Origin of the sequence: Haloferax sp. YSSS75 (assembly GCF_046764215.1) — an archaeon.
Lineage (GTDB): Archaea > Halobacteriota > Halobacteria > Halobacteriales > Haloferacaceae > Haloferax.
This window is the reverse complement of the sequence record NZ_CP177206.1, coordinates 3075799-3090934: the sequence shown is the minus strand read 5'-3', so window position 1 is coordinate 3090934 and position 15136 is coordinate 3075799. Positions and strand designations below refer to the sequence as shown.

The 15136-nt window shown below is 62.3% G+C and carries 16 protein-coding genes; 11 read left to right on the top strand and 5 right to left on the bottom strand.

Annotated features, from left to right (window positions below; genetic code table 11):
• Window positions 1-62 precede the first annotated feature (62 nt).
• On the top strand, window positions 63-1004 hold the full coding sequence (gene rnz / locus ACK3R5_RS16090) for a ribonuclease Z (protein ID WP_411968672.1): 942 nt from the start codon (window positions 63-65) through the stop codon (window positions 1002-1004).
• Window positions 1005-1034: 30 nt separating this feature from the next.
• Here rnz and ACK3R5_RS16085 read toward each other — a convergent pair whose 3' ends face one another.
• Window positions 1035-1379 carry a hypothetical protein gene (locus ACK3R5_RS16085; protein WP_411967664.1) on the bottom strand — a complete coding sequence of 115 codons (345 nt, stop codon included), beginning with the start codon at window positions 1377-1379 and terminating at the stop codon, window positions 1035-1037.
• On the bottom strand, window positions 1379-2353 hold the full coding sequence (locus ACK3R5_RS16080) for a prohibitin family protein (RefSeq protein ID WP_411965043.1): 975 nt from the start codon (window positions 2351-2353) through the stop codon (window positions 1379-1381). The genes ACK3R5_RS16085 and ACK3R5_RS16080 overlap by 1 nt, the downstream gene beginning before the upstream one ends.
• 181 nt (window positions 2354-2534) lie before the next feature.
• Here ACK3R5_RS16080 and ACK3R5_RS16075 point away from each other — a divergent pair, with 181 nt between their 5' ends.
• Window positions 2535-4529, top strand: a complete 1995-nt coding sequence (locus ACK3R5_RS16075) for a DUF460 domain-containing protein (protein WP_411967663.1) — start codon at window positions 2535-2537, stop codon at window positions 4527-4529.
• 264 nt (window positions 4530-4793) lie between these two features.
• On the opposite strand, the gene ACK3R5_RS16070 is transcribed toward ACK3R5_RS16075, so the two are convergent.
• Both ACK3R5_RS16070 and ACK3R5_RS16065 read right to left on the bottom strand, forming a co-directional pair.
• Complete coding sequence (locus ACK3R5_RS16070; RefSeq protein ID WP_411967662.1) at window positions 4794-5378, bottom strand: YdeI/OmpD-associated family protein; 585 nt, start codon at window positions 5376-5378, stop codon at window positions 4794-4796.
• Window positions 5379-5677: 299 nt separating this feature from the next.
• Window positions 5678-5989, bottom strand: a complete 312-nt coding sequence (locus tag ACK3R5_RS16065) for an ATPase (RefSeq protein ID WP_411967661.1) — start codon at window positions 5987-5989, stop codon at window positions 5678-5680.
• A gap of 90 nt (window positions 5990-6079) precedes the next feature.
• On the opposite strand from ACK3R5_RS16065, the gene ACK3R5_RS16060 reads away from it, so the two are divergent.
• Window positions 6080-7066 (top strand): tyrosine--tRNA ligase, encoded by a 987-nt coding sequence (locus ACK3R5_RS16060; protein WP_411965039.1) that lies wholly within the window; start codon window positions 6080-6082, stop codon window positions 7064-7066.
• Between the two features lie 19 nt (window positions 7067-7085).
• Here ACK3R5_RS16060 and ACK3R5_RS16055 read toward each other — a convergent pair whose 3' ends face one another.
• Window positions 7086-7265: a hypothetical protein gene (locus ACK3R5_RS16055; RefSeq protein WP_411965038.1), complete on the bottom strand. Its 180-nt coding sequence runs from the start codon at window positions 7263-7265 to the stop codon at window positions 7086-7088.
• A gap of 105 nt (window positions 7266-7370) precedes the next feature.
• Between ACK3R5_RS16055 and eif1A the strand changes: the two genes are divergently transcribed.
• The 8 genes from eif1A (at window position 7371) to ACK3R5_RS16015 (ending at window position 14875) form a co-directional block, all read left to right on the top strand.
• The gene (eif1A, locus tag ACK3R5_RS16050) at window positions 7371-7661 is read left to right on the top strand and encodes a translation initiation factor eIF-1A (protein ID WP_004058539.1); all 291 of its coding nucleotides are present in this window, start codon (window positions 7371-7373) and stop codon (window positions 7659-7661) included.
• A gap of 90 nt (window positions 7662-7751) precedes the next feature.
• Entirely contained in the window at window positions 7752-8621 is an 870-nt protein-coding gene (gene rio1 / locus ACK3R5_RS16045) for a serine/threonine-protein kinase Rio1 (protein ID WP_411967660.1), read from the top strand.
• Between the two features lie 3 nt (window positions 8622-8624).
• Window positions 8625-9425, top strand: coding sequence for a lysostaphin resistance A-like protein (locus ACK3R5_RS16040; RefSeq protein ID WP_411967659.1), 801 nt, complete (start codon window positions 8625-8627; stop codon window positions 9423-9425).
• A gap of 92 nt (window positions 9426-9517) precedes the next feature.
• On the top strand, window positions 9518-10060 hold the full coding sequence (locus ACK3R5_RS16035) for a KH domain-containing protein (protein WP_411965036.1): 543 nt from the start codon (window positions 9518-9520) through the stop codon (window positions 10058-10060).
• Window positions 10061-10167: 107 nt separating this feature from the next.
• Window positions 10168-10893, top strand: a complete 726-nt coding sequence (locus tag ACK3R5_RS16030) for an NAD(P)H-hydrate epimerase (RefSeq protein WP_411967658.1) — start codon at window positions 10168-10170, stop codon at window positions 10891-10893.
• 141 nt (window positions 10894-11034) lie between these two features.
• A complete protein-coding gene (gene thsA, locus ACK3R5_RS16025) occupies window positions 11035-12684 on the top strand; it encodes a thermosome subunit alpha (RefSeq protein ID WP_411965762.1) in 1650 nt (549 codons plus the stop codon).
• Window positions 12685-12992: 308 nt separating this feature from the next.
• A complete protein-coding gene (locus ACK3R5_RS16020; protein ID WP_411965034.1) occupies window positions 12993-13406 on the top strand; it encodes a hypothetical protein in 414 nt (137 codons plus the stop codon).
• A gap of 371 nt (window positions 13407-13777) precedes the next feature.
• The gene (locus ACK3R5_RS16015; protein WP_411967657.1) at window positions 13778-14875 is read left to right on the top strand and encodes a Gfo/Idh/MocA family protein; all 1098 of its coding nucleotides are present in this window, start codon (window positions 13778-13780) and stop codon (window positions 14873-14875) included.
• Window positions 14876-15136 lie beyond the last annotated feature (261 nt).

The window sequence follows — 15136 nt, the reverse complement described above, 5'->3', positions numbered from 1 at the left end:
CTCACCGACACCGACGATTCGACGCACGTTTACCCCCGCCGCTATCACTGTCTGGCATGTCTATGCGTGTGACCTTCCTCGGGACGGGCGGGGCCGTCCCCACCACGGCGCGAGCGCCGAGCGCGTTTCTCGTGAATCGCGACGGCGAGCGCCTGCTGTTCGATTGCGGGGAGGGGACTCAGCGACAGATGATGCGATTCGGCACCGGGTTCGGTATCAGCCACCTGTTCGTCACGCACCTCCACGGCGACCACATCCTCGGCATCCCCGGACTGATTCAGACGCTCGACTTCAACGAGCGAGAAGACCCACTCGCCATCCACGGGCCGCCGGGGAGCAAACGGCACCTCAGACGACTCGTCCACGCTGGCGGCTACCAACCCGGATTCCACGTCTCGTTCCACGAGGTTCGCCCCGGAAACGTCGCCTACAGCGCCGACGAGTACGAGGTCCGAACCTTCGAGACCGAACACCGAACCTCGTCTATCGGCTACACGCTCGTCGAAGACGACCGACCCGGTCGATTCGACCGAGAGAAAGCAGAAGCACTCGGCGTTCCGGTCGGTCCCGCGTTCGGTCGCCTCCACAGCGGCGAAGACGTCGAACTCGACGACGGAACGGTCGTCCGGTCCGAACAGGTCGTCGGAGACCCCCGCCCCGGTCGGAAAGTCGTCTACACCGGCGACACCCGCCCGCTCGACACGACCATCGACGTCGCACAGAACGCCGACTTGCTCGTCCACGACGCGACATTCACCGACGACGAGTCCGAGCGAGCGAAATCCACCGCCCACTCGACCGCTCGCGAGGCGGCACGCGTCGCCCGCGACGCCGACGTCCGCCGGTTCGCACTGACCCACATCTCGGCACGCTACGCGACCAATCCGAACCCGCTTCTCGAACAGGCGCGCGAAGTCTTCGACGGCGACGTGTTCGTGGCAGAAGACGGCCAGAAAGAAGACGTTCCGTTCCCGGACGCAGGCGACGAGTCGACGACATCGTAGACGGAGACTCGCCTACGTCAGACAACCACGTCAGTCCCGGTGCTCGTCACAGACCGGGTTTCGGCCGTCGTCGAGCAGGACGACCGGAACCCCGAGAATCACCCACTCGCGGACGTAGTGTCTGACCGTCGTCGCGGGCGCGTCGCATTCGACGCACGTGGCGTCCGTCGCCGACGGTGCTGATTCGAGGAGTCGCGTTCGCGGGCCGAGTGTCGTCCGCGAGTACGCCGGTGTTTTGAACAGGAGATAGCCCAAACTGGCGGCGACACCGACGGCGACGAGTGGCAGGACGAATCGCCCAGCACTCGTCCGTGCGAGTGCGCCGATGACGACCAAGAGGGCGACTACGACGACGAGTTCGCGGCGGAGTCGCATCAGGCTGAACTGGTGGAGTTGTCGGTGTTACTCGACGACGAGGACGACGACGCTGACGAGGACGAAGACGAAGACGCCGACGAGGACCCGTCACTATCGAGCGACCGGACGAACTGCGGATAGCCGTCCCCGCCGATGGGGATGTACACCGTGTCCGTCTCGTCTAACTTCTCGATGTACTTCTGGGCGAGCACCTCGTCGGAGAGCGACTCCGAGACGATGCGGTTGGCGTCTGCTTCACCCTGTGCCTCGATTCGCTTGCGCTCTGCTTCGAGTTCTTCGACAGCCAGTTCGTCTTGTTTCTGTTGCCGACGTTGCTCGGTAATCTCCTTCTGTTCGACCGCTTGTGCGTACTCGTTCGGGAGTTCGACGTTTCGAATCTGGACAGCTTCGAGGATGAGGCCGGCCTCTGCGAACTCTTGGCCAAGTTCTCGTTCGGCGGCAGCTTTCAGTTGGGTCTGGCCTTCACCGGTGTAGATGACCGTGACCGGAAGTCGCCCCGCCTCGGTTCGGAGGACGGACCGAATCGACGGCCGGATGAGTCGCTCTTCGGCGGCACCGACCGTCCGGTAGTTCTGGTAGAATTTGACCGCCTGCGCCGCATCGACGCGGTAGCGGACGGTCACGTCGATGTCGGTTCGGAGGCCGTCTTGGGTGAGGACGGTGATGGCGTCGTCGCCCTGCCGTTGGCCCTCGCTGGACGCCGAGGACATCGTGTACGACTGCGGGCGAACCGAGAGGGAAACCGTCGACTGCGAGACGGGGTTGATGAAGTGCGCACCGGGGTCGAACACGGTGCCGGTCGTCGCACCCCACTTCTTGACCACCTTCACGTTCCCTTCTTCGACGGGTTCCCACGCGAGGAGGCCCGCGATGGGGGCAGCGACGAGGAGGAGGGCGATGCCTGCGATGAGGGCAATCCGCGTCAGTGACCGGGGGGTCACCGACGGTGGGTCGGGGATATCAGAACTCATGCCTGTACATTCCATCGAATTGATTTGTTTGTTGTGTGTCGTGGGCTGTCACAAATCCCAGCCGAAAGCCGAGGGAGTCACAACACACAGGCGACGTCACGGGGCGCGACGACGAACCGAACAGTGTGGTACGCGAGCGACCGGCGTGGAGTATATATTCGGTGCGTCCCTAGTCGCCGCCGTGAACGACCGGACGAGCGCGCTCGACTCGGTCGTCTTCGGCGTCGACATCCAGAGCGGCGACGTGCGCGGCGATGCCCCCTCGTACGCCCTCGTCGTGATAGACACCCGAGACACCGAGTCAGACGAGGTCCGAATCGAACGAGACGTCGTCTCCTTCCGCAAGTTACGTCGCCTCATCGAGCGTGACGAACCTGCACTCGTCGCGACGGACAACATGTACGAACTCGCGACGGACAAAGACGACCTGGTTCGCTTCCTGCGATGGCTTCCACACGAGACCCGACTGGTGCAGGTGACAGGGGCCGAACGACCCGAACCACTCTCCCGAGTGGCGTCGCGACACGGCGTCCCCTACGGCAAAGACCCGATGAAGGAGGCGGAGGCGGCCGCCAGACTCGCCCTCTCCAACGTCGGCTACGAAGTCGTCGCATTCGAGAACACGACCACAGTCAAGGTGTCTCGTGGGCGTTCGACCGGAAAGGGCGGTTGGAGTCAGGACCGCTACACGCGCCGCATCCACGGGTCGGTCAAACAGCAGTCCCGTGAAGTCGAATCCGCGCTCAAAGAGGCGAATCTCGAATTCGAGCGCGAGGTGACAGAGAAGTACGGTGGCTACTCGCAGGCACTGTTCACCGTCGAAGGGCGACCACAGGACATCCCCGTCTCGACGCACCGCTCCGGCGACACCCGCGTCGAAATCGAACGCGAGCGTCGCGACGGTATCGAGTTCGAACCGCTCGTCAAGCGGCGTGACCGCGTCATCGTCGGTATCGACCCCGGGACGACGACTGCCGTCGCCGTCGTCAGTCTCGATGGTCGCGTCCTCGACGTCCACTCCACCCGGACCGCCGACACCGCGGCCATCATCGAATGGCTCATCGAACGCGGACGGCCGAGTATCGTCGCCGCCGACGTCACCCCGATGCCCGAAACCGTCGAGAAGTTCCGCCGGAGTTTCGACGCCGCCGGATGGGCCCCACCGAAAGATATCCCGGTCGACGAGAAACTCCACCGGACCCGCGAAGTGGCCTACGAGAACGACCACGAACGCGACGCCCTCGCCGCCGCGCTGTTCGCCTACGACGACCACGAAGACCAGTTCGAACGCATCTCACGAAAGGTGCCGGCCGACGTGGACCGCGAGGAGGTCATCTCGCGCGTCCTCACGAGCGAGGAGTCCGTCGAGGCAGTCCTCCGCGAGATGAACGACGACGGGGAAGACGGGAGCGACGAACAGGCCGACGACGCCCACGAACAACCGGAACTCTCCCCCGAACAGCGGCAGATTCGTACCCTGAAGTCCCGCGTCGAACGCCTGGAATCGCACGTCGATGACCTCACCGAGACGCTCGACGAGAAGAACGAGACCATCGAGGAGTACAAGACTGAACTCTCGGACGCTCGCAGAGAGGAGCGTCGCGAGGCACGCGAACGGCGCGAGGTGAACCGACTCGAACGCGAAAACGGGCGCCTGGAACGAAAAATCGAGTCGCTCGAAGCCGAGAACGACGAACTCGCGGAGAAACTCGACCGCCTGAAGTCGCTGTGGAAACTCGACCACTCGAACTTCGCCGACGTGAACACCGAGAACAACCTCGTGCCCGTCAAAGTCGTCGAGCAGTTCACGAACGGCGCGCTGGACCACACCGTCGACGAGTACGGCATCGCCAGCGGCGACGTGGTCTACCTGCGTGACGCCAGCGGTGCAGGGCGAACCACCGCCGAGCGACTGGCCGAGTTCGACCCGCGCGTCGTCGTCCGGTCGGGCAACCTCTCCGATGTCGCAGACGAGGTGCTCTTCGAAGCCGGGATTCCGGTCGCACCCGCCGACGACGTGACGATACAGGAGATAGACGAACTCGCCGTCGCCCCCGAGTCGGAGATAGCCGACGCAATCGATGACTGGGAAGAACGCGCCGAAGAACGCCGCAAGGAGAAACAGAAATCGATGGTCGACCAGATTATCTCCGAACACCGCGCAGAGAAGCGGTGAGACGTGTCGAATCCGATTTCGGTTGACTCAGACGGCGCTGTTGAAATATGCAGTCGCTGACAGTTCGTCGAGTCCGTGCTAAATACAGCGTACGAGTCAGTCACCAGCGATTGTCGCTTTCGAGCCAATCAGCCGGTCGATACAGGGCGCCTACTGCACGACCAGTCCCGGTGAGCATCGCCGTAACTCCGTCCGCAATGGTGACGAGATGGAACACGAGAAAAAGAAATTTCTTGAAAGACGGGTCCCTCCGAAAATGCCTCATCACAGCCGCCGCTTGTTGCTCTCGTCGTATACTCGGAGGTCCTGCGCCGCAAGTTCGACCGTTCGTTCGATGCGCTTTTGCTTGGTCTCGTCCGTCTTAGCCTCCTCAACGGCCACGATAAACGCGTGCTGGTCAGTGTTCGAGAAGTTCTGGAAGTTCTCCCAGGCAGTCTCGTTCTCACGCAGCGCCGCCTCGAGTTCGGCCGGAATTTCGTGGTCGTCGCCGAGGCGATAGGCAGCCGCCCACTCGCCCGACTCCTTCGCCGCTTCGACGAGTTCCATTCCTGCCGGGGTCATCTTCCCCGTTTCGACCATCGCTTCGACCCGCTCCTTGTTCGCCTTCGACCACTTGCTGTCGTGGCGCCTGGGCGTGAACCGACGGGTGTACGTCTCGTCGTCGATGCCCCTAACCAGGCCGTCGATCCACCCGAAGCAGAGCGCTTCCTCGACAGATTCGCCGTAGCCGATACCGGTTCGCTCGGCGTTGGCCTTGTAGTAGCCGACCCACAGCACCTCGGCCCTGTCGTGGTGTTCTTCCAGCCAGGTACGGAACTCGTTGCGAGAGTCGAAGAATATTGGGTCCATGATTCAAGAAGGCCTCGCGTGTCCATAATCATACTCCGAACGTGGCCGCCTGTGGGGCGTCTCAGGGTTGGATATGGAATCATGTTTCGGGAACGCCGTCGCTTCGACTGACCGCTCCCAACACGTCTTGGACTAGCGGTCTCTTGTGCTGAATTCGTCGAGGAGTGCAACCAGAGATGAGAACGAGTGGTACACACCAACTTGTGCTGAACTCACTCTCGGTCTGTGTCACGCCAGTCCTGTTCAATTTTGAGGAGGTCGACAGAGCGAATCAGCCCTCCTCCGGTCGAATCTCGTCGTTAACTCGTCACGTCGTCGCCACCCACCAGTCCGCCGACGACGAAGTACAGTGCCGCGCCGAGCACCGGGACGAAAAATGCGAAGGCGGCCCAGAACGTCGCGTTCCGGCCTTTGAACGTCGCGTCCTTGTGGACCCGGTAGGGCAGGTAGATGTGGAAGACGAGGAAGTAGACGCCGAACCCGAGGATGTACGGGAGGAGGTCACCACCGCTGACCGACGCCCACATGACCGCCAAGAGGCCGAAGACGACGAGCATGAGCGCGGCGAAGATGACGACAGGCGCACGCGTGCGAGTTCCAGAGTCGGACATCACCCGGAGTTAGGACCGGGAGGTGTTGTCGGTTTCGCCAGCGAGCGAGTTTCCAGAAGTCATATCCCACATCCCCGTTTCCGAACACGTATGGACGCATACGACCTGATCACTCGGAACGCCTCCGAAGTGGTCACGGAGGACGAAGTGCGCACGCTGGCCGACGACACCGAGGGCAAGCGAGCGTACGTGGGCTACGAGCCCTCGGGAGTCCTCCACATCGGTCACATGCTCACCGCCAACAAGCTCATCGACCTCCAAGAGGCGGGCTTCGAGGTAGTCGTACTCCTGGCCGACGTACACGCCTACCTCAACGGCAAGGGCACCTTCGAGGAGATTCGCCAGACGGCCGAGCGGATGAAAGAACAGTTCATCGCCTACGGCTTAGACGAGAGCCAGACCGAGTTCGTCCTCGGGTCGGAGTTCCAACTCGACGAGAGTTACATCCTCGACTTACACGCGCTCGAACTCGAGACGACGCTCTCGCGGGCCGAACGTGCCATGGCCGAAATCAAGAGCGGCGAGAGCGTGACGGTTGCACAGGCAGTCTACCCAATCATGCAGGCGCTGGACATCGTCTACCTGGACGTGGACCTCGCCATCGGTGGGATGGAACAGCGGAAAGTGCACATGCTCGCTCGCGACACCCTGCCGAGTATCGGTGAGGAGTCGCCGACGTGTCTCCACACCCCCCTCATCGCGGACCTCGCGTCGGGCATCGGCAAGATGTCCTCGTCGAAAGGCGTGACCATCTCGATGGAAGACACCACCGAGGACATAGAAGAGAAGGTCAACAGCGCCTACTGCCCGCCGACGGCCGACCCCGACCCGACGGACGAGGGCGACGCACGCGAGAATCCGGTGCTCCAAATCTTCGAGTACCACGTCTTCCCGCGCTTCGAACGCGTCGTGGTCGAACGCCCCGACAAGTACGGCGGAAACCTCGAATACGACGACTACGAGTCGCTCGAAGCGGACCTCGAATCGGGCGAACTCCACCCGGCCGACGCCAAAGGCGCACTGGCGACGTACCTCGACGAACTCATCGCACCGGGTCGCGACAAGATAGACGCGTAATCGGTCGCCCGTCCAGACGTCAGACCATCCCGAACATCTTCATCACGTTCTCTGCGAGGCCACTCGCGACGAGACCCAGTCCCGCGACGACGAGCGCGAGACCCGCCGCGACGAGTGGGGCCTGAACCGCGACGATGCCGATACCGAGGAACAGCGAGACGACGCCGGCGATACCTTTCGTGCCGAGTTTATCCAGCATACCTCGACGGCGTGACGGGAGCTCCCTAAACGCGTCGTTCGACGGGACAGTTCCCGTCGAACTGACGTCGGCGGGTTTAAACATGACGACGTAGAAGCGTCGCGCATGAGCGACGACGAGAACGAGCGCCGCCGAGACCTCAGAATGCCGAACGACGACGAAGTGTTCGCCGTCGTGACGAACATGCTCGGTGCAAATCGTATCCGCGTCCGCTGTGCCGACGGCGTCGAGCGGACCGCTCGCATCCCCGGCCGAATGCAGAAGCGCATCTGGATTCGAGAAGACGACGTCGTCCTCGTCGAACCGTGGGACTGGCAAGACGAGAAGGCAGACGTGACGTGGCGGTACGAGAAATCCGAAGCCGACCAACTCCGACGCGAAGGACACATCCAGTAGACTGAGTCGGACTGTCACTGTTCTCGCCGGCGATAGAGTCGACGACGGAGCCTGTGGCCTTTTCATCTCGCCTCTCGTAGCCCTAGTCCAATGAGTGACGAGTTCGGTCTGGTCGAACCCCAAGAGGGAGAGGCGTTCGGTGACGAGTGGGAAGAGATAGACCTCTCTGACGACGAAGCGGACCGCATCGCCAAACGACGTGACCGGGACTTCGACGAGTTCAGGATTCGGATGAAAGACGCCGACCAGTTCAAAGTCGAGCAGTCGGTGTTCGACGACGCGACGTTCGCGGCAATCTACAAACTCGTCCAAGACGGCCACATCGACGCGTTCGGTGGCCCCATCTCGACGGGCAAGGAAGCCAACGTCTACGAGGCACTCGGCCCCGACGAGACTGAAGTCGCCGTCAAAATCTATCGCATCAGCGCCTCTGACTTCCGTCACATGCGCGATTACCTCGAAGGCGACCCGCGCTTCGAGGGCATCGGCCACGACAAGGGTCAGGTCGTCCGCGCGTGGGTCAGAAAGGAGTTCGCCAACCTCGAACGCGCCGAGCGTGCCGGGGTTCGTGTCCCGAAACCAATCTCGGTCCAGCGAAACGTGCTCGTGATGGAACTCGTCGGCGTGGCCGACGACAGGGCGCGACGACTCTCCGAGGTCAACGTCGAGAACCCAGAGACTGCGTACGAAGTCGTCCGCGAGTACATGCGTCGTCTCCACCGCGCCGGCCTCGTACACGGTGACCTCTCGGAGTACAACCTCATCATCCACGAGGGCGAACTCGTCGTCATCGACCTGGGACAGGCGGTGACGATTCACCACCCGAACGCCGAGGAGTTCCTCCGGCGCGACTGTCGCAACGTCGCCAACTTCTTCCAGCGACAGGGGGCCGACGCCGACGCAGACATGCTGTACGACTTCGTCACCGCGGAGAAAGACGAAAACGAAGACGAGGAATAATTGATGCCGAGGAGCGCCGTGAGTCGATTTCTCTCGTTTATCGGCCTCGCCGCTCTCTGGGCGTGGCCGTTCTGGCTTCTCACGGCCGTCCTCCCCGACTCTGTCGACATCGTCGCCATCCTCGTCGGCGCGTGGGGGCCGACTGTCGCCGCAGTCGGCCTGACGTGGCGCGAGTCGGGTCGCAGCGGCGTCCGGGCACTCCTCTCGAAGTACCTCGCGTGGCGCTCTGGTCTGTTGCCCGCAGTCGGTGTCGTCGGCGTCGCGTTCGTCACCACCGTCGCTGCCATCTGGGTCACCTCGCTCGGTGGCGTGCCACCGGGATTTCCTGGACAGGCCCCACCGCTTTCGTTCCTTCCCGTCGTCATCCTCGTGAACGTCTTCATCGGTGGCCCACTCGCCGAAGAAGCAGGGTGGCGCGGATTCGCGCACCCACTGCTCCGTGAGCGAGTCGGGCCGGGAGTCGCAGGAACCGCCGTCGGCATCGTCTGGGGACTGTGGCACGCACCGCTGTTTCTCCTCCCGGGTCAGACGTTCGCCGTCGGCGGAACCGACCCCCTCGCGTTCGTCGCACTGACCATCTCGTGGTCGGTGCTGTTCGGCGTCGCAACCGAGTGGGCCGAGTGGAGTCTCGTCCCGGCGGTGCTCGGTCACGCGGCGGTCAACACGTTTCTGGGGACCTACGGCGTGCTATCGGCGGCGTTCTATCGGCCAGCGCTCGTCGTCGGGTTTGGTGTCGTCGCCGTGGGGTCCCTCGCCGTGCATCACGCTACCCGCGACGGGGTGCCTGCGACGCCCACGGCGTGAACGGCGCGGCCCGAAAACGGCGCGTATGCCAGTGACACACGCAGTGACGCCGCGAGCGAACGCTTAAACCGCTCGACTGGGTATCCAGTCTTATGCAGCACGTCAAGGTGCCGCAGGACCGTATCGGTGTTCTCATCGGTGAAGGTGGCTCGACGCTTCGGGAAATCGAGAGTCGAGCAGAAGTTCGACTCGACGTCGACTCCGAAAACGGCAGCGTCGCAATCGACAGCGTGGGTGACCCCGTACTCGGCATGGTCGCTCCCGACGTCGTTCGCGCCGTCGGCCGTGGCTTCGCCCCCGAGGACGCGATGGCGCTCCTCGACGACGAGATGATGATGTTCGAACTCATCGAAATCGACCGCCACACCCGGAACAAGAACGACATGCGTCGCCAGAAGGGCCGACTCATCGGCGAGAACGGCCGGACCCGCGAACTCATGGAAGAGTTGACCGGCGCGGACGTCGTCATCTATGGTTCGACGCTCGGCATCATCGGCCAACCAGAGGAAGTCGAAGTCGTCCGCCGCGCCGTCGAGATGATTCTCGACGGTGCGCCCCACGGCGCAGTCTACTCGTACCTCGAACGCAAGCACAACGACCTGACGCGCGGTTTCAACGTCAGACAGAACAACTGAGACGCCACCGCCGACGCGGCCACCGAGGCACGTCACCGACGAGGACGCCGCTCGTGCGGCCCTCGCTCACCGTATCGTCTTTTCGAGTACAGCACGTACAGAGCGGTGTGACCGCCGTATTCGAGACGGTAGCTGGACAACTCGTTCCTGCCGTCACCGCCGACCAGATGCGCGAAGTGGACCGTGTCGCAGTCGAAGACGTCGGACTCGCGCTCCTCCAGATGATGGAACACGCCGGCCGCACCCTCGGCGAAGTCGCCCGTGAGAGTGCAGACGGCGGGCGAATCGTCGTCCTCGCCGGTGATGGCGGAAACGGTGGCGGCGGCATCTGCGCTGCTCGGCATCTGGCCAACGGCGGCGCAGACGTGACGCTCGTCCTCGACAGGGCCGACACAGAATTGACCGGTGCGGCCGCTCGACAACGTCGCATCCTCGCGGCCACGGACGCGGACGTCGTGACAGCGTCGGTGGTCGGCGAGCACGTCCGTGACGCCGCAGTCGTCGTGGATGCGCTCGTTGGATACGGACTTTCGGGGGAACTACGTGGGACGGCGGCGACGCTCGCCGAGACGACGGCGGACGCGGACACCATCGTCTCACTCGACGTTCCCTCGGGCGTCGACGCGACGACTGGGGACGCACCCGGTGTGGCAGTCGAACCGGACACGACACTCACACTGGCGCTGCCGAAGACGGGACTGGCCGAGGCGGCAGTGGGTGACCTCCTCCTCGCCGACATCGGGATTCCACGAGGTGTCTACGACGCCCTCGACGTCGACTACACCGACCCCTTCGAGGGTGCACGGCGAGTCTGGCTTCGGAATCGTACATAAACCCACGTAATCGACAGCCGTCTTCGGGCTTCGACGAGGCCACCGTGTTGCGTTTTGACATACCACTAAACGCAACCCTTTTATAGAATCACAAACAATCAGGCGATGACTATGAGCCAGCGAATGCAGCAGGGTCAGCCCATGATCATTCTGGGTGAAGACTCGCAGCGCACATCCGGTCAGGATGCGCAGTCGATGAACATCACGGCCGGAAAGGCCGTCGCCGAGGCCGTACGCACGACGCTCGGCCCCAAGGGGATGGACAAGATGCTCGTCGACTCCGGCGGGCAGGTCGTCGTCACGAACGACGGCGTCACCATCCTCAAAGAGATGGACATCGACCACCCCGCGGCCAACATGATCGTCGAAGTCTCCGAGACGCAGGAAGACGAAGTCGGAGACGGTACGACGACGGCCGTCATCATCGCGGGTGAACTCCTCGACCAGGCCGAGGAACTCCTCGAATCCGACGTCCACGCGACGACCATCGCACAGGGGTACCGACAGGCCGCCGAGAAGGCCAAGGAAGTCCTCGAATCGAGAGCTATCGAGGTCACCGAAGACGACCGCGAGACCCTCGTCAAAATCGCCGCGACGGCGATGACGGGCAAGGGCGCAGAGTCCGCGAAGGACCTCCTCGCCGAACTCGTCGTCGACGCCGTCCTCGCAGTGCAGGACGACGAAGGCATCGACACGGACAACGTCTCCGTCGAGAAAGTCGTCGGCGGTTCCATCCAGAACTCCGAACTCGTCGAAGGCGTCATCGTCGACAAGACGCGCGTCGACGAGAACATGCCGTACGGTGTCGAAGACGCGAACGTCGCCATCCTCGACGACGCGCTCGAAGTCCGCGAGACGGAAATCGACGCCGAAGTCAACGTCACGGACCCAGACCAGCTTCAGCAGTTCCTCGACCAGGAAGAAAAGCAGCTGAAAGAGATGGTCGACAAGCTCGTCGACGTCGGCACCGACGTCGTCTTCGTCGGTGACGGCATCGACGACATGGCACAGCACTACCTCGCCAAAGAGGGCATCCTCGCGGTCCGCCGCGCCAAGTCCTCTGACCTCAAGCGCCTCGCCCGTGCGACGGGTGGCCGCGTCGTCAGCAACCTCGACGACATCGAGGAAGACGACCTCGGCTTCGCCGGGTCCGTCGCCCAGAAGGACGTCGGTGGCGACGAGCGCATCTTCGTCGAGGACGTCGAAGACGCGAAGTCCGTCACGCTCATCCTCCGCGGCGGCACCGAACACGTCGTCGACGAACTCGAACGCGCTATCGAGGACTCCCTTGGCGTCGTCCGCACGACGCTCGAAGACGGCAAGGTCCTGCCCGGCGGCGGCGCTCCCGAGACGGAGCTCTCGCTCGTCCTGCGCGAATTCGCTGACTCTGTCGGTGGCCGCGAGCAACTCGCCATCGAAGCGTTCGCCGAAGCCCTCGACATCATCCCGCGCACGCTGGCCGAGAACGCTGGTCTCGACCCCATCGACTCGCTGGTCGACCTGCGCTCCCGCCACGACGCTGGCGAGTTCGCCGCTGGCCTCGACGCCTACACGGGCGACATCATCGACATGGAAGCAGAGGGTGTCGTCGAACCCCTCCGCGTCAAGACGCAGGCCATCGAGTCCGCAACCGAAGCCGCTGTCATGATTCTCCGCATCGACGACGTCATCGCTGCTGGCGACCTCTCCGGTGGCCAGACCGGCGACGACGACGACGAAGGCGGCGCACCCGGCGGCATGGGTGGCATGGGCGGCATGGGCGGTATGGGCGGCATGGGCGGTGCGATGTAAGTCGCGCCCAGATAGGCCACCATACACCCACCACCTGACCCACGCATCGACTCGAAACGTCGGCCCGTTTTCGCACCGTTTTTTCTGGCTTCACCTCCGTGAGCGGTGCCTCTCGCCGAGAATCGCGGTTGGGACGGCATTAATCGAGCACCCAAGCCACGGTTCTATTGTCACCAGATTAAGAAATTCAGAATCAAACGCGACTCGAAAGAGAAGTTGACAAACACATCTAAAATGTCGGTTATGGTGTTCGAAACATCGGTGGGGTGCCGCATACTTTTAGACCGTGGTAACGACTAACAAGGTGTATGACCTCCACCGGGACCACGGACTCGCCCGCCGTCTCGGACGCTCGCGACCCGTCGAGACGTCCACCGTTTCTCGCCGTCGTCGGTCCTCGCGTCTCTGAGGCGGCGTCGATTGCCGCCACCCTCGTGCCCGGAGTCGCCCCACTCGTCCGCGCTCCCCACAGTACGTCACCGTCGCGCCTTCGTGCGACGCTCGAAGCGATGCGCCGGTCGGACGCCCCCCTTGTCGTCGCTACCGACAGTCCTGCTGCCGTCCGCGACGCCGACCAAATCCTCGTCACCGACGGCGGTGTCGTCGTCGAGCGCGGAACGTCGACTGCGCTCCTCGCCGTCCCCGGACTCTACGCCCAGTGGTACGGCGACGAAATCGGCGCGAACTTCACCGACCCGGGAAAGGACGTCGCCGACGAGTGACGAACGCCCACCCGAAGATTCTCAGTCGTTCGCGTGTCAGATACACGCATGGGCGACCGAGCGTGTTACCGAGAGTTCTGCCCGGACTGCGACGCGCAGGTGACAATCGTCGACGACGAGTGTCCTGAGTGCGGGCGTGAGTTGGGACTGAAGTAGGATTCCACGGCCCCGTTGAATCGAAAATATCTGCGGATGCATCCGTAGCTGAATTCGAATCTTCAGCATTCAGCGACGTGGGAGCACTTGAAAACGCACTCGTGAGAGCAAGCGAGCGAGAATTATAGTAGAATACGACACTTCTACGGAGAATATTGTTGATCACATATCTTCTTCTCGCAGGAGAGTGAACAGTATCTCGGAAAATAATCGGTATGGCAAACAAACTAAAGGTAGGGTTGGTGGGAGCAGATGCCGCTGGCAGGAGCTGGGGACCAGTTTCTCATATCCCAGCATTGCACGGAATAGAACAGATCGAGTTGGCGGCACTCTGTACAAGTCGTCCCGAATCGGCTGCCGCTGCCGCAGAAGCATTCGGTGTAGACCGTGCGTATCACGATGTCAATGAACTGGTAGCGCAACCGGATATCGACATCATCGCGGCTGTTGTAAACATACCAAGCCATTACGAAATTGTGGTGCCAGCACTAAACGCTGGAAAGCACGTTTATTGTGAGTGGCCGCTCGGTGCAAGTCTTGCAGAAACAGAGGAGATGGCGGCACTCGCACAGGATAAAGGTGTTGTCACAGCAATTGGGCTTCAAGGGCGTCACGACCCTTCCCTTACCTACATCAAGGAGTTATGTGACGAAGGTTGGTTAGGCGACATCCATTCTATTCAGGTGACATTCCTTGGAAGGAGTACCCCTGACCGCTCCTCTCGGATGGAATACGAGCGTGAGGTCCATCGAGGTGCCCATTTACTGACGATCATTGGTGGACACACGCTTGCGTACATTGCGTATTGTTTCGGGCCACTGGCTGAGGTTTCAGCCAGGGTAGCAACACGAGTGAAGAAGTTGCGTATGGCAGACACTGGTGAGATGGTCGATGCAGAAGCAGCCGATAACGTTCTAATCAACGGCGAACTCACCACTGGCGCACTTCTCTCGTACCAGTTATCAGCGGTTCCATTCCATGGAGACGGGTGGCGGATGGCTGTGTATGGGAGTAAGGGAACGATCATAGCAACGGCCGAGGGGCTACCCCAGATTACGCCAATCAAACTTGTTGGTGCGCAAGGCGACGAACCGCTTGTCGAATTGCCAGTTCCTGAACGACTGCGAGTAGTGCCAGAGTCGGTACCATTTGGCCCCCCACAGAACGTGGGACAGGCGTATGTGCGTATGGCAGCGGCGATTCAAGAAGGGAAAGCGTTTGCTCCCAGCTTTGAGGATGCGTTGGAGGTACACAGACTTCTTGACGCCATCCAGCAATCCTCGGACGAAGGTCGCGTTGTCAGGGTAGTCTAGTGCAGGACGGTCACTGATGCTGACGCCTGTAACCGAGAGAGTGTTGACGACGGTGAAGGCACGCAGACCTCGCGAGTGCGTTCCGACACGCCCCGCTATCGCTCGTGGACGTTTCACTGAGCAATCCTAAAAGAGCGCGACGGGATTGAGCAAACGCGAAGCGTTTGCGACGGGATTCGAACCCCAGTCGCAACAAGTTGCTCCCTGATTCGAATCCCGCGCGGGTGCGTTCCGACACGCCTCGCTATCGCTCGTGGACGT